Here is a 24743-nt window from a genome sequence, read left to right as displayed (position 1 = left end):
AAGATAGAAAAACAGGCTATACTGCAGGTGAAGTGAAATTATAGAATAGTGGAGAGCTCAGAGGAGAAAAATAGCAAGAGAGTCTATAAAAAACTAGGCAGGAGAGACCTCAATGAAGTATACCTTTGTGGAAAAAGATATAATCATCTCCGGAGAATACCCCTTGGTTGGAACCATAACCATACCCAAATTAGAGGATAGATTCGTTCCCGGGATTTTAATGATTCCTGGTATGGGGAAAGTAGACCGAGACGAGAATTTTAAATTTTTACCTATGAATATATTAAAAGGCTTATCTGATGCTTTGGCAGAAGAAGGATTTATTACCTTACGATATGATAAAAGGGGTGTTGGAAGAAGTGGTGGAAACTTTTATAGAGCAAGCCTTTGGGATCTGGTGGAGGATGCTAAAGCAGCCCTTGAACTTCTAAAAAGTCACCCCTATGTCGATAAACGGCGGATTATTGTTCTTGGACATAGCGAGGGAACGATTATTGCTGCTGCCCTTTATCGTAGGGAGCCAGTAGACGGTATGATTCTGCTTTGTGGCCTTGCTCACGGTATGGAAGAGGTCATTGAAAGGAGAAAAAATAGGATATTACAGGATTTGGACCATATAAAAGGTATAAAAGGCAAGCTGTTTCAGCTCTTTAAGACCAAAAAATTTTTAAACTGTCAGTATAAAAAAATGAAAAGAAAAATAATGAAGGATCGAGGTTCAGTCATTCGGATAAAGGGAAAGCGAATAAATGGACAATGGCTGCGGGAACACTTTCGATATAACGTCATGAAGGATTTACGAAAAATAGAGTGTCCTACGTTAATATTGGGAGGGTCAGCCGATGTACAAGCGGTTCCTTCTCAGGTCCAAGAAACTGCCCGTGCGATAAAAGGGCCAGTAGAAAGCCATGTGATCCAGAATTTAAATCATATTCTTCGAAAGGATTCGTCAGTAAGCTCTGTGCTAGGAGGTGTTCTAGATTATTGGATACAGGTAGAGCAACCCATAGACCCAGAGGTAATTCAGATCATCACCCGGTGGCTAAAATCATTCAAAGTTGAAAAATAATGTCTTTACAAGAATTGTAAAGACATTATTTTTTTGAGGATAACAACAGAGGAAATTAGAAAAAATATTAATGTTAATTTTTACCATAATATTCATAAATCAATGTATAGATGTATAAAAGGAGATTTGGATATCTGTACAAAACCTTTGTAATACTTGAATTGACTAGAAGGCATGGTTTCCCATAAATTCCCATGGAGGAACAGCGGATATTTATTCGAAAGTTATATTTATTCAGAATTATTAATAAAAATTTTTGTTTTCCTATTGGAAATAGGGTGATATAATCGGTATTATGTTATTCCACAAGATAAACTTGATTGAAATGTAACAACTACTTATTAGAAAATCATTTAATATATTATAGCAAAATAGGAGGCAACGACCCATGAATATTAGTTTGATTGGTGTACCAATGAATTATGGATGTGACCGAGAAGGTGCCCAGTATGGTCCAGAGAAATTAAGAGAAAAGAAAATCATAGAGGTAATTAAAAAGTATAATCATAGCATCTATGATTTTGGGAATCTACATGTGCCTAAGGTATCAGAAGAGGAAAAGTATGCTTTTCATAAGAAAATGAAGTATCTAAAGCCAATTATTGAAGTGAATACAAATCTAGCCCATAACGTATACAGCGCCTTAGCGGCAGGAAATTTCCCATTTGTTATCGGTGGTGATCATTCTCTGGGATTGGGTAGTATTGCAGGAGCCAGTAAGTATTATGAGAACCTAGCAGTGATTTGGATTGATGCCCATGGAGACATTAATACCCACGAAACGTCTCCATCTGGAAATATCCATGGTATGCCGTTGGCTGCGGCTATGGGTGTAGGGTGTCCCTCTTTAACGAATGTTTATTATAAAGGGGTTAAGGTTAAGCCTCAAAATGTATTCATCATCGGAGCAAGAGATTTGGATGAAGGAGAAATCCAGTTAGCAAAAGAAAAGAATCTAAATCTATATACCATGGATGATATCAAAACAATGGGCGTAAAAGCTATGGTTGAAGATATTACGAGAAAGCTACACGAAAACAACGTGGAAGCGGTACACATGAGCTTCGACTTGGATGCATTGGATTCAGAGATCGTACCGGGAACAGGTACACCCGTACAAGATGGAATGTCAATGGATGAGGTAAAATATGTATTTAGACATTTAATGGATACACAGATGGTGAAATCTATGGATTTGGTTGAGTTAAACACCCATCTAGACAAGGATGATGTTACAGCGGCTGTTGCTATTGAGTTAGTGGACTGGACCTTCCAATTAATCGCATAACATAAAAGATTTGCAGAGCAGCTAAGAGATTGGCTGCTTTTTTCTTTAAAAATTTAAGCTCGGTATAAAAAAGGAGGTTTTTAGAGAAGAATGTGGAATATACTGGATATAAATGGAAGGTTCCCGAGACAAAAGGAGTGTGATTCACCATGTACAGAGTTTTATCAATCATCAACATCATCCTTGTATTTGTTCCTATCGTATTTAGCGTGAAGTATTTGATTACGCATTTTAAGGACCGCAGTGTGATTTTAAATTTTATTCTACTTGGTTTTTTTTCATGGGCCTTGGTTGATTATAGTGAAGCATTTTATCTAAGCAGCTTTGGCGACTATGCGATTAAGGAATTCTTAGAGCAAGGTCATAGTCTAGGGGAAGTTATAAGATACATGGCAACTGGATCTATTGCAACTGCATTGGGGTTTATTCTGCGTAGAAAAATGGAATACAAAGCACCCGCTGCTTACGGCAGTGATGATGAACGTTGGGAGCAGTGGCTGAAGGTAGGGAAAGTAAAGAAATAGTCCTAAAGCAAAGAAGGTGAAAAGGCCTTCTTTTATACTTTTATTCAAAAAGCATATTTCCATAAAAAATATAGAAACTATGTGATATATAGTAAAATAACAATCAAGGTTTACAAGTAGGAGGAAAAAATGACATATATTCTTTTGATCGTTGGGTTTGTATTGTTGATTAAAGGTGCAGATTATTTTGTGGAGGGAGCGTCTGGTATTGCCAGGTCATTAAGAATTCCCCCCATATTAATTGGACTAACAATCGTTGCCTTTGGTACCAGTTCGCCAGAGGCAGCTGTGAGCATTGGAGCAGCCATTAGGGGAAACAATGGGATTGCCCTAGGGAATGTTATTGGCAGCAATATATTTAATATTTCTTTTGTCATTGGCATTACAGCTTTACTAAATCCATTGAAAGTAGAGCGGGAAACCGTGAAAAAAGAAATTCCTTTCACACTATTATCCAGTATACTGCTATTGATTCTCATTGGAGATGTAATACTCCAAGGATATTTAGCCAATGAAATTACACGGGCTGATGGCCTTGTACTCCTGGCTTTCTTCTCAATATTTATGTTTTATCTTTTGGAGGTAGCCCTTCACAGTCGAGAAAAAAACAGCGAGGAAGGTTTAGAAGTAACAAAGGGTGGAATTGTAAAACAGATTGTGTTTTCTGTGGCTGGGCTGGTAGCTATTATTTTTGGCGGTGAAGTCGTGGTGCGGAATAGTACGTTGATTGCTAAGCAATTCGGTATGAGTGAAACCTTGATAGGATTAACCATCGTTTCAATAGGAACATCTTTGCCAGAGCTCATTACATCCGTGGTTGCCGCCATGAAAAAACAAAGTGAGATTGCTGTTGGAAATATTGTTGGAAGTAATATTTTCAACATTCTTTTCATACTTGGAACTTCATCCCTCATTACTACAATTCCAGTAGAACCTAAACTGTTTTTTGATATGATTTTGATGGTTGGATATACCTTATTGCTGCTGATCTTTTCTAGAACCCATCATAAAATAACAAAAGCAGAAGGCGTAATCCTTCTACTTTCTTACATTGCATATATGGCATTTATCATCATGAGAAAATAAATCATAGAAAGTTAAAGGCAGATGCGGCAAGGTTATTTTCCTATGCCTAGCAGTCTGTGATATTCATTTAGAGCGCCGTGGAGTTCATCACTGAGGGCGATCAGTTCTGGAGAATGAAGATCATCATTATGGGTTAGTAGGTTTAAAAGCTTTTCACGCAAGGATTCGATTTGGTATCTTAGTTCATTTATTTTATTCATAAAGCCTCCTGAGAATATCGACATATTTAGGACTATTATACTATTTTTCGGCAAAATTCGGAATAGTCTCCACAAAATTAAATAAAATTTATAAATGATGATGGGATCTAGATCTTATTTCATTCTATAGAAAGAATCCTTAGATTAGAAGGAAATATAGGGTATCACCATTACGATTTTTATGAATACAATAGATAGTAAAACCCAAGAAGTAGGTGAGTATTCGTGAATTTTGTAAGATATCACACAGACTTTCGAAATCTAGTCATTGGTGTTGATACCAAGGTACCCACTATCGACGGAAGCTATGTAACAGCCATTAATTTTGATAATGCAGCAACTACACCACCTTTTGTATCGGTGATGCAAGAAATTATTAATTTTGCACCCTGGTATTCTTCTGCCCATCGCGGTACAGGGTATAAATCACAATTTTCTTCCAATCTCTATGAGCAGAGTCGAGAAGTCATTGCTAGATTTGTCAAAGCAGATTCAAGGGAAAACACGGTAGTTTTCTTCAAAAATACCACAGAAGCTATCAATAAGTTAGCCCATAGGTTATGCGATGGGAAAAGAAAAAAAGTGATTCTTTCCACCTGTATGGAACATCATTCAAACGATTTGCCATGGCGAAGAAAATGTAAGATAGATTATATCGAGGTAGATGAATGCGGAAGGCTGTCTTTGGAAGGTTTAGAAAAAAAGCTGAGAAAATATAGAGACTCCTTAGGATTGGTAGTTGTAACAGGGGCTTCCAATGTAACAGGCTACAAAAACCCTATTCATGAAATTGCTGCATTGGTTCATAAATATCACGGAAAGATATTGGTGGATGGTGCCCAGTTGATTCCCCATGTGCCCTTTGATATGAAGCCTATGGACTTTCCTGAGCATATTGATTATGTTGTATTTTCAGCCCACAAGATGTATGCTCCCTTTGGTATTGGCGTTCTGATCGGGCCTAAAAAGACTTTTGAAGAGGGAGATCCTGTAGACGTAGGCGGTGGAACGGTAGATATCGTTACCCATGACTTTATACGTTGGGCCATGCCACCCCATAAAGAAGAAGCGGGCTCTCCCAATATTATTGGAGTAGTAGCCTTAGCAGCTGCTATTCAAAACTTAGAAATGATAGGAATGGAAAATATTGAAAAATATGAGAACTGTTTAACCAACTATGCCCTACAGCGAATAAAAAATATTCCAGGAATCAAACTTTATGGAAATAAAGAGGATTGTCAAGATCGTCTAGCCATTATTCCGTTTAATATTGAAGGAGTTCCCCATGGCGTACTGGCTAAGATTCTTTCCTATGAGGGTGGCATTGCCGTGAGAAATGGTTGTTTTTGTGCCCAGCCCTATGTTCAAAGGTTGTTAAAAATATCGAGCGAAGAGGTAAAGAAAAGAATAGAGGATCCTACATTGGAACATCCAGGAATGGTACGGGTGAGCTTTGGCATCTATAATCATTATGGTGAGATTGATATATTGATCCACATGCTCCATAGAATTGCCACCCATAAAGAGCAGTATTTATTCAAATATACAGATACACCAAAGACCCTTGTATAATGATACCTTCCCCCTAGGAAGGTCTTTTTTTTTTATTTATTAGGAAAGCTCTACTTTCCTAATAAGCAAAAAAACAGGGGTGCAGGGGAAGTATTCCCATGCCGTAGTCAGAGGGGTGCTCAGGCTGCTTAGCAGCCGTCGAAGGGGAACTAGGTTCCCCTAGCGAAGCAGCTTTGCTGCTTTTTTGAAGGTTTATAAGGTGAAGGCAAGTATTATTCTACGAAGCGATACCTCTCCAATAAATGAGCCAAGCTTCTTGTAAATTGGATTCTTCACTGATCGTATTGAAGGATAGCAGTGAAATCATATAGCCCAGGATGAACGAGCGATATGAATCCGTAAGTAGCTGCAGGTCCATATCTTTAATTTGACCCAGGGAAATGCCTTTTGAGAAAATAGGTCTGCAGTTATTTTGGAAAGAAGCCTCCCAGAGATTGATATGGTTTTGGGGGGAATTTTCCATAAGCCTTGGAGGAAATATTTGGCTTCTAAGCCAGAGCATTCCCTTATCTCGATCATTTAGGAAGAACTGAATGGTATCTTTAAAAATGTGAAATAAAATACCACCAATATCTAGGTTTTGAATGGGGAATGAGCAGTTCACAAAGGGGCTAAAAACAGAAGTGTATTCCTTCGAAGATTCTTCAGCTAGCTGTATATAGATTTCTTCCTTGCTGACAAAGTGAGCGTAAATAGAAGGTGCTTTTAGACCAACCTCATTGGCAATTTCCCGCATCGAGGTAGACTCATAGCCTTGTTTCGCAAAAAGCTTTAGGGCCGTTTGTTTGATTGCATCCTTGGTCAAATAAACCACCTACCTATAGAAATATTTTTAATATGGACATAGGGAATAAGAGGTTGTTCTATAATATACGGAGAGACCCATAAAAATTGGGACCAAAGATGATGGAATGTCTGATGATATCTTATGGCATGAAAAGAGGAGGCATTGGATAAACTACCGTTGTAAAGGAAGAGAGGAAAGATTGCAGGGGAGGTTTGTCCAGTGAGCAAGAAAATGACGCTGTTAATGTTCAGCGGGGATTATGATAAGGCATTGGCAGCTTTCATCATGGCCAATGCAGCGCGGGAAATGGATGTAGAGGTTACCATGTTTTTTGCTTTTTGGGGGTTATGTATACTGAGGAGTCCAGAGCACATGACCACAGAGGATAAAACAAGCTTTGAAAAAATGTTCGGCATGATGACACCCAAGGGCCCAGAGGATTTACCATTGTCTAAAATGAATTTCAGTGGTATAGGAAAACAAATGCTTATAGAGATGATGGATGATGATCAAGCCCCTCACTTGACAGCTTTTGTGGAAGGAGCAAGAAAGAAAGGTGTAAAATTCTATGGATGCAAGCTATCTATGGAAGTGATGGGACTGAAAAAAGAAGAGTTGATTCCTGAACTAGAGGTAGAAAGCGCCCATACATTCATTCAGGAAGCATTAGCATCGGATATTCAATTGTTTATATAGATAAAGTGCCTGATCATTCATCATCAGGCACTTTATCTATTTTGGTATTCTCTCAAGTATTTTCCTATAAAATACGACAATAGGCCCAGCATCCAAGGAATGAAAGCAAGAGAGATGGTGAGGACAAGGTAATTTCTGATAGAAAGATGATAGGCCAATCCATATAAGGGGCCAAAACAAAGAAGAACCATGAATGCATAAGTAGGGTATAGAATAGAGCGGGGAAAATTAGAACCAATCATATAGGCCAGAATACCCATGCCCCAGTAAAAAGTTATCACCAGGTTAAAAAGTTTTCTTCCCTTCCAACCCATGAAGCTGCCGACAAATATCCAACTCAATAGATATACAATGGTTGTAAGGATACCTAAAAAGGTAGGTGTTAAATTCCATAAGAACTCATTAAAATTGAAAAAGATTGAAAACCCGCCGCAAATAAAAATGAATAAGATACCGACCATTTTTTCCTCTCCACTCCTTATATCAATACAAATCTACTGTTATTACATTGTATACCCAGGATAAAAATACATGCCTAAATTTTGTTGCTGGTCCTTAAAAAGAAGATAGAAAAGAACTTATAGAAATGATTGTGCATTTTATCATGAAAAACCCTCCCCTATACATAGAATGAACTATCAGTAAGAATGGGAGGTTCATTATGAACAATGGAAATATCATAAAGATTGCCAGCATTTATATGGGTACTGTCATCGGGGCGGGGTTTGCTTCTGGTCAGGAAATCATGGAATTTTTCACCAAGTATGGACTCCAAGGATTTTATGGGGTGATCATTGCAGCGATTTTATTTGCTCTTATTGGCAGTATTATTTTGTTAAAGGTACATAAGCTTCGTATAACATCTTTTGAAGAGCTGCTTCAAACCACCATGGGAGCAAGGCTAGGACAAGGGATCAAGAGCATCCTATTTCTATTGCTTCTATCAGGATATTGTGTCATGCTTGCAGGGAGCGGGGCCTTGTTTCAAGAACAGTTTGGTCTGCCAAAAATCCTTGGTGTTTTGAGTATGACCATCGTCTGTTTTATTACTTTTGTATTTAGCATCAGCGGGTTAGCCCTCTTGAATACTATGGTGGTTCCTTTGCTGCTGGTAGGTATCTTTGCCATCGGCAGTATAGTAACATTGCAAAACGATCTGACCATGAGCAATGGGACAGGAATGGTTTTCAGTGATATGACAGGGAATTGGTTGACCTCATCCCTTCTTTATGTAAGCTATAACAGCATTGGAGCTATCGCAGTGATGTCCGCATTGCTTCCTTTGGTAAAGAATAAGAGGACTGCCGTAGGGGGTGGAATTCTAGGGGGGCTAGGATTAGGACTACTGGCAAGCTTCTTACTGTTTCCTACCTTGGTTCTTTATACAGATCTCCAAGGGGTAGAAATTCCTATGATGGCCATCGCAACTCGATTGGGAGGGAATACAAAATTGGGCTATGGTGTTTTGCTTTGGCTGGCTATGCTGACAACCGCTGTGTCCAATGGGTTTGTGTTTATTGAAGGAATCAAAGATAAGCTGGGTATCGGCCAAATATGGACCGCCCTTCTGTTTTGCATAGCAGCCATTCCCTTGGCCAGCTTTGGATTTAAAAGTCTCGTCCACACCTTATATCCCTTATTTGGGTATATTGGTATTTTTGTGGTGTTGATTATGCTCTTCCAGTCTATTGCTTATCGGAGAGAATAGAGCCAGCATACTACAACGGGTTATCGTTGTGTATTAGAAGGAATTTCTCAAATTTACTCGAATAATAGAATATAGAGTAAATTAGTACGAGGGGTTGCTTACATGGGCGCAGAACTAGAAAAACAATTGTTTGAGCAGCGCAGGTTCTTTGAAAACATTCTTTCAGGGATGAAGGATTGGGTACGGGTAATAGACCAGAACAATATGGTTGTATTTATGAATGAACCCATGCAAAAATACGTTGGTAATACAGTTGGAAGGGAATGCTATAGGGCGTTGGGAAAAACCTCCCCCTGTGAGCATTGTATTTCTAATCGTGCGATTTTCCAAGGAACTTCTATTACCAAGGAAGAAGTGGTAGATGGAAGGATCTATTCCGTAGTAAGCTCACCTATACAAGGGCCGGATAACAGCGTTCAGTATGCGGTAGAGGTATTTCGAGACGTGACAGAGAAGAGAGCCATGGAGCGTCTTTTGATAGAGCAAAATAAAAAGATGAAAAGCGATTTAGATTTTGCCAAGCAGCTTCAGCATAAGATACTACCTGAAAATAAGGTGTACAATGATACATTAAAAGTTGCATCTAAATATATCCCTAGCGAGATTTTAGGGGGAGACGTATATGATGTCATAGAAATCAACAATCATGCTATCGGCATGTATATGGCGGATGTTTCAGGTCATGGGGTGACATCTTCTATGATGACCATGTTTATCCGACAGACATTAAAAAACCTAGGGGAGAAGGCTATTGATCCTGCTTTGACACTGCAGTATCTATACCATCGATATAGAGAACTTAACATAGACGATGAATACTATATTACCATATTTTATGGTGTATATGACAAGAATGCGAATCTTTTCACCTATGCCAATGCAGGTCATAACTGTATGCCCGTATTGATAAAAGGGGATGTAATAGAAGAAATTTATATCGAAGGGCTTCCCATCTGTACCCTCTTTGAAGAGGTGGAGTACAAAAAACAACAGATTCCCTTTGAAAAGGGAAATAAGCTCTTGTTTTATACCGATGGAATTTCTGAAGCCTATCATCATGAAAAGGGATTTTTTCAGAATCAAGGGGTTTTTGATATATGCTTAGAAAATAAGGATATTGAGGTTGAAGCCCTCATCGAAAAGGTAATCCATGGCGCTAGGAACTATGCTGCGGAAGAGATCAAGGATGATATTGCCATTATGGTAGGGGAAATTTTATAGAATCCTACTAGATCAAAGAGAGGGTTCGGCGGCTGGCCAACTCTCTTTATTTATAGTGCAGGCAGGAGGAAGAAGTATGGCACGAAAGAGGAAGGCGAGAACTAGGGTATTGGTCATGGTGATCATTATTATCGTTTTTATCATCGGCAGCGCCAAGGGGATTACGATGATTAAGAACCTCATGGGACGAGGTGAAATGGAATTTAGCAAATTAGGTGTTATCCAATACGATAGAAGTGAGAATACGGATATTCAGGCTTACGGCAACAATGTTGCTGTCTACAGTGATGGAACGTTAACGGTATATAATGATCAGGGCACAGCACTATGGGAAATAAAGCAGCCAATAGAACGGCCTAAATTGGTAAGTAGTGAGCAATTATTGTTCCTCGGAGATAAAGAAAAAGGGAATATATTTTGTTTTGACACCTTGGGTAATCCTATTTGGACGGTAGAGTCTGGGCAGAAGATAGAAGACATGGTATCCAATCAAGGATTTGTTGTCATGTGGAGTAAAGGGGAAGAGCAAGGGAGCACCATCTTTATCTATGATGTTAGCGGCAAACAGAAGGGAACGATTAAGCTTGGTAAGGGAGACATTATTGATGGTGCCATATCTAAGGATGGATCCGTAGTCGCTCTCTCTGTACTGGATATAGAAAATGACAAAATTGAAACCAATGTGATTCTATATGGTGCCGATGGAAAGCTCTTAGGTGGAAATAAGTATGATAATCAAGTGATTCCAAAGCTCTTTTTCCACGAGGACAATCGACTGTTCAATGTGGGTGACCATAAATTGATTGGCTTTGATAAAAGCAAAGGGCTGTTATGGAGCAAAGAGATGGATGCATCTCTGAATCGGGTTTCTTGGAATGAAGAGGGTTTTGTTGTACTAAGTTTGGTCAATAATAAAAATATGATCATGGATACAAAGAATAGAAACTATCTCATGATGATGAATATGGATGGACAAGAAATAGGCCGTGTCCCCATGAAGGCCGAAGTCTTAGGGGTAGATACGAAGGGGAAAAATATCACAGCATATACAAAGAGAACCCTATATTTTTTCACAAAGACAGGAAAGGAACTAGGGGAGAAGAAGGTAAACAGTGACATCCATGGGGTACATATGCTGACCGAGGATCGAATGGTTTTGGTATTGAACAATAAGCTGGAGATTACGAAGGTAAAGTATAAAAATTAACAGGGGTGTAGCAATGGGTTGGATTGATGTTGTGATTATTGTGATACTGATGATAAATGGAATTCAAGGATGGCAAAGAGGATTTATTCTTACAACCTTTAGCATGGTAGGGTTTCTGGTTGCAGGCTTTGTTGCCAAAGCCTATCACCCCGTGCTCTCGGACTATATTTTAAGAAATCCAAAGTTTTTTCTCTTTTTGCAGGAGATGGTAGGGGAGAAGGTAGAAACGGCTTCTGCCATGGAAGGAACGGCGATGGAGTCTGCATCGAACCAGAATATTTTTGAAGTATTAAAGCTCCCAAAAGCATTGGGGGAATTGCTGATGAAGAGTGAAACCATGCAGGACTACAGTGCAAGAGCCATGGAAGGTGTTCAGAGCTATATCGCCGATGTATTGACGAGAATGTTTATTGATCTCATTAGTATACTGATTTTGTTTATGGTAGTGAAGCTGGTGTTAAATCTGATAGCCCATGTTCTCCATGGCATTGCCTCTCTGCCCATATTAAATTCTTTTAATCATTTGGGTGGTTTGTCAGTAGGTGTGGCCAAAGGTCTATTAATTGTATTTATTTTTCTTACCCTCATTACGCCTTTTACAGCCATGACAAAGCAAAGCATCTTTACTGAGGGATTAGAGGATGCAGTTCTGGGAAAATATTTATATGATCACAATCCCATTATTGCTATGTTTGAGCGAATTGCAGAACTATAGATATTTTTTATGTCGATAGGCTATACCATAAAAAATATCTATAGGATAGAAGCTGAAATTACCGATATAATAAACTTAGATTGATTCCAGTAGAGAATGGGAGGAAGAAACTTGGAAAAGCAGGTAGATGCTAGGGGCATGAACTGTCCTAAGCCAGTGATTGAAACCAAGAAAGTATTAGATACATTGAAGGAAGGCAGTATTATTACCATCGTAGATAACGAGATAGCCAAAGAGAATGTGCTGAAACTGGCCCAAAGTATGGCGTATAAAACCGATGTAGAAGAAGAAGCGGGAGATTACTATATCCATATCCATAAAGAAGGGGTTCTTAAGGAAAAAGGAATGAAACCCATCAACCATAAGGATATGGTTATGCTTATTGGCAGCGAAGTCATGGGTGAGGGATCCTTTGAATTAGGGAAGGTACTGATGAAGGGTTTTATCTATACATTGACAGAGAGTAAGCCGTACCCTAAGGCGCTGCTATTTGTGAATTCTGGTGTTCGATTGACGACAGAGGGGTCAGAGGTCATTGATTACTTAAGACAGCTAGAGGGGGAAGGGGTAGAAATTCTTTCCTGTGGCACATGTTTAGATTATTTCAATTTGAAAAATAAGCTGTTGGTTGGCGGCGTGTCCAATATGTACACCATCGTCGAAAAGATGAATGACGCCAAGAATACAATAAAGATCTAGAGGGAAGCCATGATAGAGAAAGAATTTTATGTGATCGCCTTTGATTCAACCCATTATGCGATGAAGACAGAAAAATTATTAAAAAGCAAATTTCAAATAGAAATGATTCCAACCCCTAGAGAAATCAGTGCCAGCTGCGGTTTATCCATCAAGTTTTCAAAGACGATTTTTGACAGTATTATGGATACCCTTGAGGAGGATCAAGGAACCTATAAGGTCTTCCTTGTGGAAAAATTGGAGAATGGCAGGCAGGTAACAAAAGTATTGTAACGGAGGGGGATGAACTTCTTTGAACAACACATATGTGAGTTTCAGAGACCAGATTCGGGAAATGTTTGTTTTGTATAGCCATCCTGAATATTTGGCAGCCTATGCAGGAAAACTGATAAAAATCATATTCATTTTCTTGATTGCCATGATATCTATCCGATTTATGAATATGGTGGTAGATAAATTCTTTGAAAATCGAGAAAAGTTTAAGATTGTAGGTGAAGAGAAGCGATTTAATACCTTAAAAGGGGTTACCAAAAGTATTCTAAGGTATACAATCTATTTTGTGGCATTCACCCCAATCTTGGAGATTCTCGGTGTAAATATATCTTCCCTGATTGCAGCGGCAGGAATTGGAGGCTTGGCCATTGGTTTTGGTGCCCAGAACTTGGTGAAGGATGTAATCACAGGCTTCTTTATCCTTTTTGAGGATCAATTCCACGTGGGGGACTATATAGAAACCGGCGGTAAGTCTGGAATAGTAGAGGAAATGGCGCTGCGGGTTACGAAGATCCGAGATTTTAATGGAGACCTCCATATTATCCCCAATGGTTCTATTGATAAAGTGACCAACAAGTGCCGAGGCAATATGCGGGCATTGGTAGAAATCGGGATAGCGTATGAGGAAAATATTGATAACGCCATCCGTGTGATGGATGAGGTATGTAAGGAAATTGCCCGAGAAAATGACAAGATCATGGAAGGCCCTACCGTTCTAGGGGTAACAAGACTGGGAGAGTATGACGTGATCATCTCGGTCATGGCCAAAACCCAACCCATGGAGCAGTGGGCTGTGGAGAGAGAGTTAAGAAAGAAAATCAAAGAAAGATTGGATGAGAAGGGAATAGAGATCCCCTATCCGCGAAGGATGGTTATCCAATCCAGTGAGAAGAAATAAAAAAACCCAGGGGGTTATCCCTTGGGTTTTCCTGTATAATAAGAATATAGCGAGTTCAATATAGGAAAATTGATGGAGGAGATAGATATGAAAGCAGCTTTACTACGCATTGGAAGATTATTTATAGGACTGTTTCTCTATGCCATAGGGATTGTGATGACCATCAATGCAAATCTAGGCCTTGCACCCTGGGATGTTTTTCATCAGGGGCTTTCTAAAACCATAGGGATTACCATGGGGCAGGCAAGCATTGGCATAGGGTTGATACTGATCATCGTAGATAGTTTCTTGGGTGAACGATTGGGCTGGGGAACTATAAGCAATATGATTTTTATCGGTCTTTTCATGGATGTACTCATGTTGAACCACTTGATTCCAACTTTTCAGCATGTGATTCCAAGTCTCTTGATGATGCTTGTGGGTATGTTTATTATTGGCATTGCCAGTATCTTCTATATCGGCGCAGGATTGGGCTCTGGGCCTAGGGATGGTTTGATGGTTGCCCTAACAAAAAGGACAGGAAAATCAGTACGCTTCATACGAAATGCCATAGAAATCTGCGTGCTGGCAGTAGGTTACCTAATGGGAGGATTCATCGGTGTAGGGACTTTGATCACCGCCTTGGCCATAGGATACATGGTGCAGTTCGCATTTAAACTATTCAAGTTTGAGGTAGGGCAGGTACAGCATCGGTTTATCGATGATGACATACGGTGGATTGGAAAAAGGATGAAGAAGGAAAACAGCTCTGCGGCTGAGTAGATGAAAATGTGACGGGAGTTATACGCTGTCACATTTTTTTCGGTTGAAATAGGGTAGCCTAGGAGGAAAATAATGGAATATAGCGGAATATATTAAAGCGTGGAGGTGACATCTTGGAAAAGGAAGAAAAGAAGGATTATAGAAAAGCAAAGCTGCTGTATGTAAGTTGGTGTGTTATTGTCATGGTACTGTATCTACTCAATAAAAATATAGAGAGATCCGCAGGAATCCTGCTGTACTGGGGTGTATATCTTAGTCATCTGATCGTCTTAAAGCGACTATATAGGGTAGATATTGTTCTACTGATGACTGTTATTACAATTTATATTTTTTCTGACGTAGCCTACTTATATATTCCGTTTAATATTCTTCTAGGGCTTTCTTTCCTGTTGTTGGGACTTTACAATGCATTAAAGGAAACGAATATTAGAGGCAAATGGATGCAAATTGGGGCCTTGCTGCTAATCCTTCCAGTGGTGATGGTTACCCATTTCTATATAAGGGAAGCGCAATTAATAAAAGATCCTGACTTAAAAAAGCAAATCAGAACGACATTAGAAGATGGCTGGGATGTGCAAGAAATAACTCCAGAGAATTTAGAAAAGCTAAGAAGACTATCTTTAATGCCTAGGGATGAGGTATATGAATTAGAGGGGATAGAGTATTTGAAAAATCTAGAATCCTTAAGCATTTGGGAAGTTGAGCGGATAGAGGGCTTGTACCGACTTGCTTCATTGCCTAAGCTAAGGCGTTTATACATTCGAGGAGAAAGGATAAAAGATTTATCAATGCTAGAGAAATTAGACAAATTAGAAGATTTAACCGTAGGTTTTGGTGAAGTTGATTCTAACGTTCAAATAAAAAATATGAATAGATTAAAAAACCTAACGATAGAAGGCAGCTACCTTGAAAACTTAGCCTTAATAGAAGAACTCGCAGAAGTGGAGCAGGTAAGGTTTTACAACTGCCATGTAAAGAGCATGAAAGGCATAGAAAAGTTAAAGAGTCTAAAAACTCTAGAAATAGATAGCTGTACCATCGAGGACCTAGATAAAACTATAGAACTAGAGTCTTTAGAAGCTGTGGATGTTCGAAATAGTGATGTAAATAATGTAGAAGCATTTCGCCAGATGTCAAATGTGAAAAAGCTTATCATAGGACCAAAGCCAACGAAGATTCAATGAAAAAAGGACATTGCTCAAAAAATGACTTAATTTACAAAGAAAAGGGTATAAATATGCTAGATAGATGAAATTTAGCATAGAGGTGATAGTTATGAAAGAAATTGTATTGGCAGGGGGCTGTTTTTGGGGAGTAGAAGCCTATCTAGCACGGGTTGAAGGTGTGGTAGAAACGGAAGTTGGTTATGCCAACGGCCATGTAGAAAACCCCAGCTATGAGCAGGTATGTAGAAGGGATACGGGCCATACGGAGGTCTGCCGTGTAATATATGATGAATGTGTCATCGATTTAGAAACCTTATTAAATCGATTTTGGAAAATCATAGACCCTACCGTATTAAATCGTCAGGGTCCCGATATTGGATCACAATACCGGACGGGGATCTACTTTTTGGATGAGGGCGATCTGCCTGTGATCTTACAGACCAAGGAAATCCAGCAAATGAAGTACACAAAGCCTATTGTAACAGAAATTGAACCCCTAAGATGCTTCTATCCGGCAGAGGAATATCATCAGAAATATCTAAAGAAGAACCCAGGGGGATACTGCCATATTGATCTTAACAGCTAAATAAAAACTCCTAGGAGTAAATAGACCTTCTAGGTATGTCCAATAATTGGAGGGTTACAGCGAAGCGTCATAGGGAACTATTAGTTCCCTGTGAAGAACAAAAGCATTTCCTTAGATTTTAGAGCATGAAATGTTTTTGTTCTGGGTTTATAATACCTTCTTAATATGATCCGCTTGGAATTCTTTGATGTAGCGGTTGTTTTTTTCATCCACTAGGAGAAGTTGAACCATGTCTCCTTTAGTTTTTAGAACATTGCCCTTGGTTTTTGTACCGATGACGTTGACAGGGGCACTCTTTACCAATGGTTTGATACTTTGAGATTTGCAATAACTACATCCATTGGATGCAGCAAAGATTCGCTTACAATCTAAACAATAATAAAGTTTATCCATAGGAATCCTCCATTCTTTTCATCATATTATGGGGGCATGCAGGGTGATGATACAAGCCCATGTAATAATATATATTCGATCCAATGGTAAAAATGACAGAATTATATAGACGAAAAGACCTGAAGATAAGGAGGGAGTGTCGTAATAAAAAATAAAGCTATCTCCCTATTTAGAAAGATAGCGTTGTTTATGCATAAATAACCTGTGTCTTTTTCCAATGGTATTCATTCAAAAGTTGATCGAGCTGCTGGCTTACTCTTACCACTTCTTCCAAGATCAAACTATGACTTTGTTCGACTAGGTCATATAATTGCTTCCTAAGTTTTTCAATTTGATGTTCAAGTTCTTTTAATTGTAATAATGTCACTTTTTTGATCTCCCTTTCGACCTTTGTTATAATAGTGCCCTTAGAAAATTATCGATATTTATCAATATAACTAATGATACCACGCTGATTCTAAAATATTTGTCAAAACAACAAGAAAAAATTTTTTTTATATGAAAAATTTATAGTAATTTTTTGTCATAAGAAGGTAAGGGTTTATAGGATAGAATTCATGGAAAAGCTTTATTTAACATAGCGTTGGCAAGACTCTATAACATACTATCTAGGAAAAAGCATACTATAAGAAGGAGGCGGATATTTTGCGGTGAAAATTCCTTTGAGAAGGGTATAAGTGTGCTATAATAATATACAATCCCATAGGATGATTTCAATAGAAAAAAATAATGATGATATATAGAGTTTTATTATACTAGAAATATGGAGAGGATAAACGTGAAAAAATGCTCAATGTGCAATAAAAATATAGCGATTGTTTTTGCTACGAAGATTGAACATGGCAAGACAGAGATGAAGGGTTTATGTATAGAATGCGCGAAGAAATTGGGGATTCCTGTGATTGATCAACTGATGGAACAAACAGGGATGTCACGGGAAGAAATCGAAAGCCTTACAGATCAAATGATGGATTCTACAGATGAAGGAGATACGGGAGATTTCGATGAAAATACAGCCCTAATGGACCTTTTTAATGGATCTCTTTCTTCTACGGATGGAATCAGTAGTAAGGCAGAGGACTTTGAGGATGAGGATTTACGTCCTGAAGTAAAGGAGAAGCCAGATCCAAAAGGAAAGGGTAAGAAGTCAAAGGGAAAAAAGAAATATTTAGATACCTATGGGACGAACTTAACGAACAAAGCCAAGAACCATGAAGTAGACAGGATCATCGGAAGAAATAGAGAGATTGATCGTGTGGTACAGATCCTGAATAGAAGAACCAAAAATAATCCAATCTTAATTGGAGAACCTGGTGTAGGAAAGACTGCCATTGCAGAAGGTTTAGCGGTACGTATAGCAGAACGCCAAGTCCCTGCGAAGCTTTTTGATGCTGAGGTATATTTGTTGGATTTAACAGCTATTGTGGCAGGTACACAATTCCGTGGGCAGTTTGAAGGACGTATGAAGGCCATCATTACTGAAGCCCAGGAGTGCGGTAATGTGATTTTGGTCATTGATGAAGTTCACAACATTATGGGCGCAGGGGAAGTTCATGGCGGGGTTATGAATGCAGCCAATATCTTAAAGCCTGCCTTGGCTAAGGGTGAGATTCAGGTGATCGGTGCAACGACTCTAGAAGAATATCGAAAGCATATTGAAAAAGATTCCGCCCTAGAGAGAAGATTTCAACCTGTATTGGTTGATGAGCCAACGGTGGAGGAGACTATTGAGATTTTAAAAGGTATTAAGGGATACTATGAAGATTATCACAGGGTGAAGATCTCTGATGAAGTGCTTGAAATGGCGGCGAAGCTATCAGAGCGGTATATTACAGATCGATATTTGCCTGATAAGGCCATTGATGTTATTGATGAAGCTGGTTCTAAGGCCAATCTAAAGAACCAAGGACTGGTGGAGCTGGAGCGCTTAAAGGAAGAACTTTCTAATCTCCAAGAAAGAATTGAGGAAGCAGCTAGAGTGAATGATTATGAAAAGGCTGCCCAGTATAAAGTACAAGAGTGTACCCTCCAGGAAAAGATTAAGGGAATCGAAGAGGATACCAGCAAAGCGGAAATTACTGTAGAGGATGTGGCAGGGGTGATTGAAGCCTGGACGAAGATTCCAGTTCAGAGAATCACCGAAAAAGAAGCCCAAAAGCTTCTTGTTCTGGAAGATAAGCTCCATGAGCGGGTCATTGGACAGCATGAAGCCATTGTAAGCTTAGCTAGAACCATTCGAAGAAATCGTTCAGGGTTTAGAAAAAAGAGAAAACCCTCCTCCTTTATTTTTGTAGGACCTACTGGTGTAGGAAAAACAGAACTGGTTCGGGCTTTGGCCACGGAGCTTTTCGGCAGTGAAGAGGCCATGATTCGGGTGGATATGTCGGAGTATATGGAAAAGCATACCGTATCCAAGCTGATTGGCGCGCCTCCAGGGTATATCGGATATGATCAAGGAGGACAGCTGACAGAAAAGGTGAGAAGAAAGCCTTACTCTGTGATTCTGCTGGATGAGATCGAGAAGGCCCATCCCGATGTATTCAATATTTTGTTACAAATCCTAGAGGACGGAAGACTTACCGATAGTCAAGGCAGAACCGTGTATTTTGACAATACGGTCATTATCATGACCTCCAATGCAGGAACTCATTTTAAAGCCCACGGTATGGGGTTCACCAAAGACGGTTATGATGCCATGGAGAGTCGAGTAAAGGATGCCATCAAGGAAACCTTTAGACCTGAGTTTTTAAATAGAATCGATGAGATTATTGTATTTACCCAACTATCTAAGGATGAGCTTCAACAGATTGTTGATCTCATGCTAAGAGAGGTTGCGGAAGAGGTTGGAGAGAAGGACATGACCATAGAGGTTTCCGATAAGGTGAAAGAATTTATTCTGGAAAAGGGCTATGACGAAAAATATGGAGCAAGACCATTAAGAAAGACCATTCAGCGTTATATTGAAGATGAGATCGCAGAAGAGTACCTGAGAAACAGATTCAAAGAAGGCGATCATGTAAAGGTAGATCTAGAGGATGGAAAGATTGTTTTAAAATAGGATAAGAAAGTCCCCATGATGAATTTTTAATTCATCATGGGGACTTTTATTCTCTCGTATATTTCAAAGGGAGTAGCTCTGAAATATCACATTTTACAATCTGTCCATTATAAGGAATCAGTACTTTGATATCAGGGCCGTAATCGCTGAGCAGTTCTCTACACATACCACAGGGAGAAACGACTTTTATTTCTCTATCCTCCTCATCCCCATAGGGATGCCTTACGGCAACGACAGTGTCAAACTCTCTCTCTCCCTCGGATATAGCTTTGCCAATGGCAATGGCTTCCCCACAAACGGTTACTCTGCTGATGTAAGCTTCTACATGGACAGCAGTAATAATCTTTCCAGACTTTGTTCTTATGGCAGCCCCTACATGGTGTTTATCTTGGACATACAGCCTGCTGATAATATCCTGGGCAGCTGTGATTAGTTCTTTATCCTGGGCTGTGATTGGCAAAGTGTTCATATATGCACCTCCAATTTAAAATATTAGTCTATATAATATTGATCTAGCTCCCACTTCAATGGATTGGTTTCTATGTATTCACATATCTTCTGATAGGATTCTTCACTACGAATAATATGATCATAATACCCCCGCTGCCACTGTAGGGGTTGCATAGTATGCAACCCGTCTAATCTTTTAGACAATTTTACAGTTGCTGTCTTAAACTGTTGTACAATTTTAGGTATTAGCATTTTAGACTTCTCCTGAGTGGACATTTCTGCCATATTGCGGGTTGCATGATATGCAACCCCTACAGTAAGGATGAAATGCACATGATTGGGCATTACAACTTTACAATCTATTGTAGTATCAGCGTACAGATGTGGAATTTTAGAGATACAATCGACTATCATTTTTCCATATTTATTTAATTGCATAGTTCCATCTTTGATATGACCAAAGTAATTCTTCTTATCCTTGGTGCATATGGTCAAAAAATAGCATCCAGCTTGTGAATAATCATAATCTTTTAAACGTAATTGTTTTCTTTGAGATAAGTTATCCATGGGAACACTCCTTATTGATCAAAGAATATGCGGGTACCTCTCTAGAAGACTTTAAGAATGAACTTAATACCATTATACAAGGTAATGGAATTCTTTTACAGATAAAATGGTAAATAATTACCAGGATATTTAATAGGGTGATATACTACTTATATAGAATATTAGGTGAAATAGGGATTTTGATTTAAAGGGGGATAGACATGAAGAAGGAAAGATGGATTTTGCTGATAGGGCTGCTTGTGGTTACGGTTTTCTTCATCAGAGAATGGGTAGAACCACCTATACTAGAGAATGCCAAAATGTTCTCCAGTGGACTGGCTGGGGTCAAGATCGAGGGGAAATATGGGTTTATCGATAAAACAGGTAAGGTTATCATCAAGCCCAAATATGATGATGTATCTTATTTTTATGGAGCATTTGTCCCTGTTAAAATTGATGGAAAATGGGGCTGTATTGATAAAAAGGGAAATATGATCATAGAACCTAAGTATGATGACGTTTGGTCATATGGGGATGGTCTATTTAAAGTGCGGGAAAAGATGAAATATGGATTGGTGGACAGTCAAGGCAAGTATATATTGGAGCCCATCTATGATGATTTTAATTACGATACGGATGATCTTAGTCCTTTTAAGTTAAAGGGAAAATACGGGTTTATGAAAGGTAAGAAGATCGTAATAGCTCCTCAATTTAATAGGGCCAGCGCCTTTGTAGAGGGACTGTCAGCGGTTATGGTTGGCAGTAGATGGGGGTTTATCGATACTACGGGAAATGTGGAAATAGAGCCTATTTATGGGAGCGTTAACAGTTTTTCAAATGGACTGGCCCAAGTAATGATTAATGGAAAAGAGGGTATGATCGATCAGACAGGCAAGATGGTCATAGAAGCAAAGTATGATACGCTGTATTCTTTTCGTGAAGGACTTGCGGCAGTGGAGGTCAGCAAGAAATGGGGATATATCGATACATCAGGCAAACTGTTCATTAAGCCTATTTATACCTTTACCTCTGGATTCGAGGAAGGATTAGCACCAGTTTTATTGGAAGGAAAGTGGGGCTATATTGATAAAGGAGGAAAGATGGTTATTCCTGCAAAGTTTAATTGGGCACAAGGGTTCAGGAATAGCTTGGGTGAAGTAAATGTAGATGGAAAGTGGGGGTACATCAACAGGCTAGGGGAGATTGTCATAGAGCCAAAGTATAATGAGTTAATGGACGCAGGTAATAGTCTGATTCGAGTAGACCTAGACTATAAATGGGGTTATATAGACAAAACAGGTAAGAATATCATAGAACCCATCTATGATGAAATAGGTTGCTTTGACAAGCTAGGTCTGACAAAAATGAGACTGGGGGATCTATGGGGTATTATAGACGATAAAGGAACCATCATCGTTCCGCCTAAGTATGAGGAAATGGAACTTTTTTACGAAGGAGAATTGGTTTTAGTAAAAGAAAATGGGAAGTATGGTATGATTGATACCTCTGGCAAAAAGATCATTGAACCCATCTATGACGAGATGATACCATTCAATGACGGCCTTGCAGCCGTAAAGGCAGATGGACGGTGGATGTATATTGATCAAACTGGAAAGGTTTTAATCCCTTAGGAAAAATAAAACCAAGTTTACATGCTCCCCATAGGGAGGATAAATATGATAATATATACAAAGTATAATATCAATCTATAAGATGATAGATGAAAGGGTGAGATTTTATGCCAATGGATTTGAGGTTGGGCGATGTGGTAGAGGTTAAGAAAAATCATCCCTGTGGTAGCAATAAATTCGAAATTCTTCGGACAGGAATGGATTTTCGTATCCGCTGTGTAGGTTGTGATCGACAGGTATGGATTGCCAGGGTAGACTTTGAGAAAAGAATTAAAAAAATCATCGAGAGAAAAGAAGCGTAGTTACATATATTACCAAGATCAGCCATGGAAATTGTTATGTACAACTGTACAAGCAATGGAAAGGCTGTAAATAAAATACAGAATTTTCTTACAAAATTTGTGGCATAGGTACAAAAAAATTTTAAAAACCCTCTAGAAAAATAGGGAATTAGTGATATAATAAAAGTGGATAATTGGTCGGGCAAACCTTTTCCTAAAGAAATATTAGATGGAGGTGCTTTGAAGATGGCAATTAAATTTGCAAAGCGTATGGAGGGAATCAAAGCTTCTGAAATACGTGAGTTATTAAAGCTGACAACAAGACCAGAAATCATTTCCTTTGCAGGGGGGCTACCAGCGCCAGAATTATTCCCTATTGAAGAAATGAAGAAAGTGACAATTAAGGTTTTAGAGGAGCAAGGCAGACAGGCACTTCAATATAGTACGACAGAGGGACATCAGCCATTAAGAGAAAAAATTGCAAGAAGTATGGACATATTTGGTATACAAGCAGAAGCTGATGATATCCTTATTACAAGTGGTTCTCAACAAGGGTTGGACTTTAGTGGAAAAATTTTCTTAAATCCTGGAGATGTGGTTGTATGTGAGAGTCCAAGCTATTTGGGGGCACTCAATGCATTTAAGGCATATGAATGTGAATTTGTGGAAGTACCAACCGATGACCATGGTATGATCATGGAAGAATTGGAAAAGGTACTTGCAAATACACCTCAGGCGAGAATGATTTATGTAATTCCAGATTTCCAAAATCCAACAGGCAAGACTTGGCCTGTGGATAGACGTAAGCGTTTGGTTGAGTTGGCAAATCAGTATGATTTACCAATCGTTGAAGATAATCCATATGGACAATTAAGATTCGAAGGTGAAATTCCTCCATCTATTAAGTCCTTTGATACAGAGGGAAGAGTAATCTATTTAGGAACTTTCTCTAAGACCTTCTGTCCAGGCTTAAGAATTGGCTGGGTGTTTGCATCTCCAGAAATATTAAATAAATATATCACTGTGAAGCAAGGGGCTGACCTTCAGGCAAGCTCCATCTCTCAAAGAGAATTAGATACGTTCTTAGATATGTATAACCTTGATGAGCATGTGGAGAAGATCAAGAGTATCTATAGAAAGCGCCGTGACTTGATGTTAAATACGATGAAGGAACTATTCCCGAAAGAAGTGAAGTTCACTTATCCAGAGGGTGGTCTGTTTACATGGGTTGAGTTACCAGAGCATGTAAACGCTAGGGATCTTATGGTAAAAGCATTGGAAAGAAATGTGGCCTTTGTACCAGGGGGTTCATTCTTCCCCAATGGAGGACATGAAAACACTTTCCGTATGAACTACTCCAACATGCCTGAAGATAAGATTGTAGAGGGCATAAAGAGATTAGCGGAAGTGCTAAAGGAAGAATTAAATAAGTAAGCTATTATGGTCGCATGGATAAAGTGCGGCCTTTCATTTTTAGCTCTGGCCTTCCGTTTATCTCGGGGAAACAACCTAACGGAACGGCACAGGGGCCGCTCCCTACGAATATTCTTTTCACAATCTTGATCTCGATCTTACGTCGCAATATTTTTCTATTGCGAATCAAGAGATTTTGGAGAAGATGACAAAATTGGCTTATTCAAATAAAGCCTTGCATATTATCTATGCTGATGATATAATACTAAGACGTGAGTATATACTCTCTGTCCTACGAAAAGTAGGGCCGAATCAGTCCATAGGGAGGTGGAAAATACATGAGAAAATATGAAACGATGTTCATATTAAAGTCAAACCTTGAAGAAGAGAAAAGAAACGAGTTAATCAACAAGTTCAAGTCTATCATCGAAACAGATGGTCAGATCACAAGCGTTGACGAGTGGGGTAACAGAAAGTTAGCTTACGAAATCAACAAATTGAACGATGGTTACTACGT

General features: G+C 39.0%; 27 protein-coding genes. 21 read left to right on the top strand and 6 right to left on the bottom strand.

The window, feature by feature from the left end; all coding sequences use genetic code 11:
- Positions 1–112 precede the first annotated feature (112 nt).
- From K0R93_RS17525 to K0R93_RS17510, 4 genes are all read left to right on the top strand, one after another.
- Positions 113–1069, top strand: coding sequence for an alpha/beta hydrolase family protein (locus K0R93_RS17525; protein WP_300304143.1), 957 nt, complete (start codon positions 113–115; stop codon positions 1067–1069).
- A 388-nt stretch (positions 1070–1457) separates the two neighbouring features.
- The gene (rocF, locus tag K0R93_RS17520) at positions 1458–2357 is read left to right on the top strand and encodes an arginase (RefSeq protein ID WP_300304140.1); all 900 of its coding nucleotides are present in this window, start codon (positions 1458–1460) and stop codon (positions 2355–2357) included.
- 149 nt (positions 2358–2506) lie between these two features.
- On the top strand, positions 2507–2881 hold the full coding sequence (locus tag K0R93_RS17515; RefSeq protein WP_300304137.1) for a hypothetical protein: 375 nt from the start codon (positions 2507–2509) through the stop codon (positions 2879–2881).
- Between the two features lie 129 nt (positions 2882–3010).
- Positions 3011–3967: a calcium/sodium antiporter gene (locus K0R93_RS17510; protein ID WP_300304134.1), complete on the top strand. Its 957-nt coding sequence runs from the start codon at positions 3011–3013 to the stop codon at positions 3965–3967.
- Positions 3968–3999: 32 nt separating this feature from the next.
- Here K0R93_RS17510 and K0R93_RS17505 read toward each other — a convergent pair whose 3' ends face one another.
- The gene (locus K0R93_RS17505; RefSeq protein WP_300304131.1) at positions 4000–4167 is read right to left on the bottom strand and encodes an aspartyl-phosphate phosphatase Spo0E family protein; all 168 of its coding nucleotides are present in this window, start codon (positions 4165–4167) and stop codon (positions 4000–4002) included.
- A 225-nt stretch (positions 4168–4392) separates the two neighbouring features.
- Between K0R93_RS17505 and K0R93_RS17500 the strand changes: the two genes are divergently transcribed.
- Complete coding sequence (locus tag K0R93_RS17500) at positions 4393–5739, top strand: aminotransferase class V-fold PLP-dependent enzyme (RefSeq protein ID WP_300304128.1); 1347 nt, start codon at positions 4393–4395, stop codon at positions 5737–5739.
- A gap of 217 nt (positions 5740–5956) precedes the next feature.
- Here K0R93_RS17500 and K0R93_RS17495 read toward each other — a convergent pair whose 3' ends face one another.
- Complete coding sequence (locus K0R93_RS17495; RefSeq protein WP_300304125.1) at positions 5957–6544, bottom strand: TetR/AcrR family transcriptional regulator; 588 nt, start codon at positions 6542–6544, stop codon at positions 5957–5959.
- A 201-nt stretch (positions 6545–6745) separates the two neighbouring features.
- Here K0R93_RS17495 and K0R93_RS17490 point away from each other — a divergent pair, with 201 nt between their 5' ends.
- The 11 genes from K0R93_RS17490 to msrA all read left to right on the top strand — a co-directional run bounded on the left by K0R93_RS17490 (position 6746) and on the right by msrA (position 16454).
- Positions 6746–7222, top strand: coding sequence for a DsrE/DsrF/DrsH-like family protein (locus K0R93_RS17490; protein WP_300304122.1), 477 nt, complete (start codon positions 6746–6748; stop codon positions 7220–7222).
- 661 nt (positions 7223–7883) lie between these two features.
- The gene (locus tag K0R93_RS17485; protein ID WP_300304119.1) at positions 7884–8930 is read left to right on the top strand and encodes a YkvI family membrane protein; all 1047 of its coding nucleotides are present in this window, start codon (positions 7884–7886) and stop codon (positions 8928–8930) included.
- 102 nt (positions 8931–9032) lie between these two features.
- Positions 9033–10151 (top strand): SpoIIE family protein phosphatase, encoded by a 1119-nt coding sequence (locus tag K0R93_RS17480; RefSeq protein ID WP_300304116.1) that lies wholly within the window; start codon positions 9033–9035, stop codon positions 10149–10151.
- Between the two features lie 76 nt (positions 10152–10227).
- A complete protein-coding gene (locus K0R93_RS17475) occupies positions 10228–11358 on the top strand; it encodes a DUF5711 family protein (protein WP_300304113.1) in 1131 nt (376 codons plus the stop codon).
- Positions 11359–11371: 13 nt separating this feature from the next.
- Entirely contained in the window at positions 11372–12073 is a 702-nt protein-coding gene (locus K0R93_RS17470; RefSeq protein WP_300304110.1) for a CvpA family protein, read from the top strand.
- A gap of 111 nt (positions 12074–12184) precedes the next feature.
- Positions 12185–12772 (top strand): sulfurtransferase-like selenium metabolism protein YedF, encoded by a 588-nt coding sequence (gene yedF, locus K0R93_RS17465; protein WP_300304107.1) that lies wholly within the window; start codon positions 12185–12187, stop codon positions 12770–12772.
- Between the two features lie 9 nt (positions 12773–12781).
- Positions 12782–13042, top strand: coding sequence for a DUF3343 domain-containing protein (locus K0R93_RS17460; RefSeq protein WP_300304104.1), 261 nt, complete (start codon positions 12782–12784; stop codon positions 13040–13042).
- 19 nt (positions 13043–13061) lie between these two features.
- Positions 13062–13940 (top strand): mechanosensitive ion channel family protein, encoded by an 879-nt coding sequence (locus K0R93_RS17455; RefSeq protein ID WP_300304101.1) that lies wholly within the window; start codon positions 13062–13064, stop codon positions 13938–13940.
- An 87-nt stretch (positions 13941–14027) separates the two neighbouring features.
- Positions 14028–14702, top strand: a complete 675-nt coding sequence (locus K0R93_RS17450) for a YczE/YyaS/YitT family protein (protein ID WP_300304098.1) — start codon at positions 14028–14030, stop codon at positions 14700–14702.
- Positions 14703–14815: 113 nt separating this feature from the next.
- A complete protein-coding gene (locus tag K0R93_RS17445) occupies positions 14816–15886 on the top strand; it encodes a leucine-rich repeat domain-containing protein (protein WP_300304095.1) in 1071 nt (356 codons plus the stop codon).
- Positions 15887–15977: 91 nt separating this feature from the next.
- Positions 15978–16454, top strand: a complete 477-nt coding sequence (gene msrA / locus K0R93_RS17440; RefSeq protein WP_300304093.1) for a peptide-methionine (S)-S-oxide reductase MsrA — start codon at positions 15978–15980, stop codon at positions 16452–16454.
- A gap of 147 nt (positions 16455–16601) precedes the next feature.
- On the opposite strand, the gene K0R93_RS17435 is transcribed toward msrA, so the two are convergent.
- Both K0R93_RS17435 and K0R93_RS17430 read right to left on the bottom strand, forming a co-directional pair.
- Positions 16602–16847 carry a hypothetical protein gene (locus K0R93_RS17435; protein ID WP_300304091.1) on the bottom strand — a complete coding sequence of 82 codons (246 nt, stop codon included), beginning with the start codon at positions 16845–16847 and terminating at the stop codon, positions 16602–16604.
- A 187-nt stretch (positions 16848–17034) separates the two neighbouring features.
- The gene (locus K0R93_RS17430) at positions 17035–17214 is read right to left on the bottom strand and encodes an aspartyl-phosphate phosphatase Spo0E family protein (protein ID WP_300304088.1); all 180 of its coding nucleotides are present in this window, start codon (positions 17212–17214) and stop codon (positions 17035–17037) included.
- Between the two features lie 411 nt (positions 17215–17625).
- Here K0R93_RS17430 and K0R93_RS17425 point away from each other — a divergent pair, with 411 nt between their 5' ends.
- Positions 17626–19905: an ATP-dependent Clp protease ATP-binding subunit gene (locus tag K0R93_RS17425; RefSeq protein ID WP_300304085.1), complete on the top strand. Its 2280-nt coding sequence runs from the start codon at positions 17626–17628 to the stop codon at positions 19903–19905.
- Between the two features lie 46 nt (positions 19906–19951).
- Here K0R93_RS17425 and K0R93_RS17420 read toward each other — a convergent pair whose 3' ends face one another.
- Positions 19952–20374 carry a cytidine deaminase gene (locus K0R93_RS17420; protein WP_300304082.1) on the bottom strand — a complete coding sequence of 141 codons (423 nt, stop codon included), beginning with the start codon at positions 20372–20374 and terminating at the stop codon, positions 19952–19954.
- A 23-nt stretch (positions 20375–20397) separates the two neighbouring features.
- On the bottom strand, positions 20398–20922 hold the full coding sequence (locus K0R93_RS17415; RefSeq protein WP_300304079.1) for a transposase: 525 nt from the start codon (positions 20920–20922) through the stop codon (positions 20398–20400).
- A gap of 200 nt (positions 20923–21122) precedes the next feature.
- Here K0R93_RS17415 and K0R93_RS17410 point away from each other — a divergent pair, with 200 nt between their 5' ends.
- From K0R93_RS17410 to rpsF, 4 genes are all read left to right on the top strand, one after another.
- A complete protein-coding gene (locus K0R93_RS17410; RefSeq protein WP_300304077.1) occupies positions 21123–22532 on the top strand; it encodes a WG repeat-containing protein in 1410 nt (469 codons plus the stop codon).
- 107 nt (positions 22533–22639) lie between these two features.
- Positions 22640–22834, top strand: coding sequence for a DUF951 domain-containing protein (locus K0R93_RS17405; RefSeq protein ID WP_300304074.1), 195 nt, complete (start codon positions 22640–22642; stop codon positions 22832–22834).
- Between the two features lie 225 nt (positions 22835–23059).
- Entirely contained in the window at positions 23060–24247 is a 1188-nt protein-coding gene (locus K0R93_RS17400; protein WP_300304071.1) for an aminotransferase-like domain-containing protein, read from the top strand.
- Positions 24248–24564: 317 nt separating this feature from the next.
- On the top strand, positions 24565–24743 hold a 179-nt coding region (gene rpsF, locus K0R93_RS19220; protein WP_300304283.1), incomplete at its 3' end, for a 30S ribosomal protein S6.

This window comes from Anaerosolibacter sp. (assembly GCF_029240175.1).
Lineage (GTDB): Bacteria > Bacillota > Clostridia > Peptostreptococcales > Thermotaleaceae > Anaerosolibacter.
The sequence above is the reverse complement of the archived record's forward strand: the minus strand, read 5'-3'. Positions and strand labels throughout refer to the sequence as shown.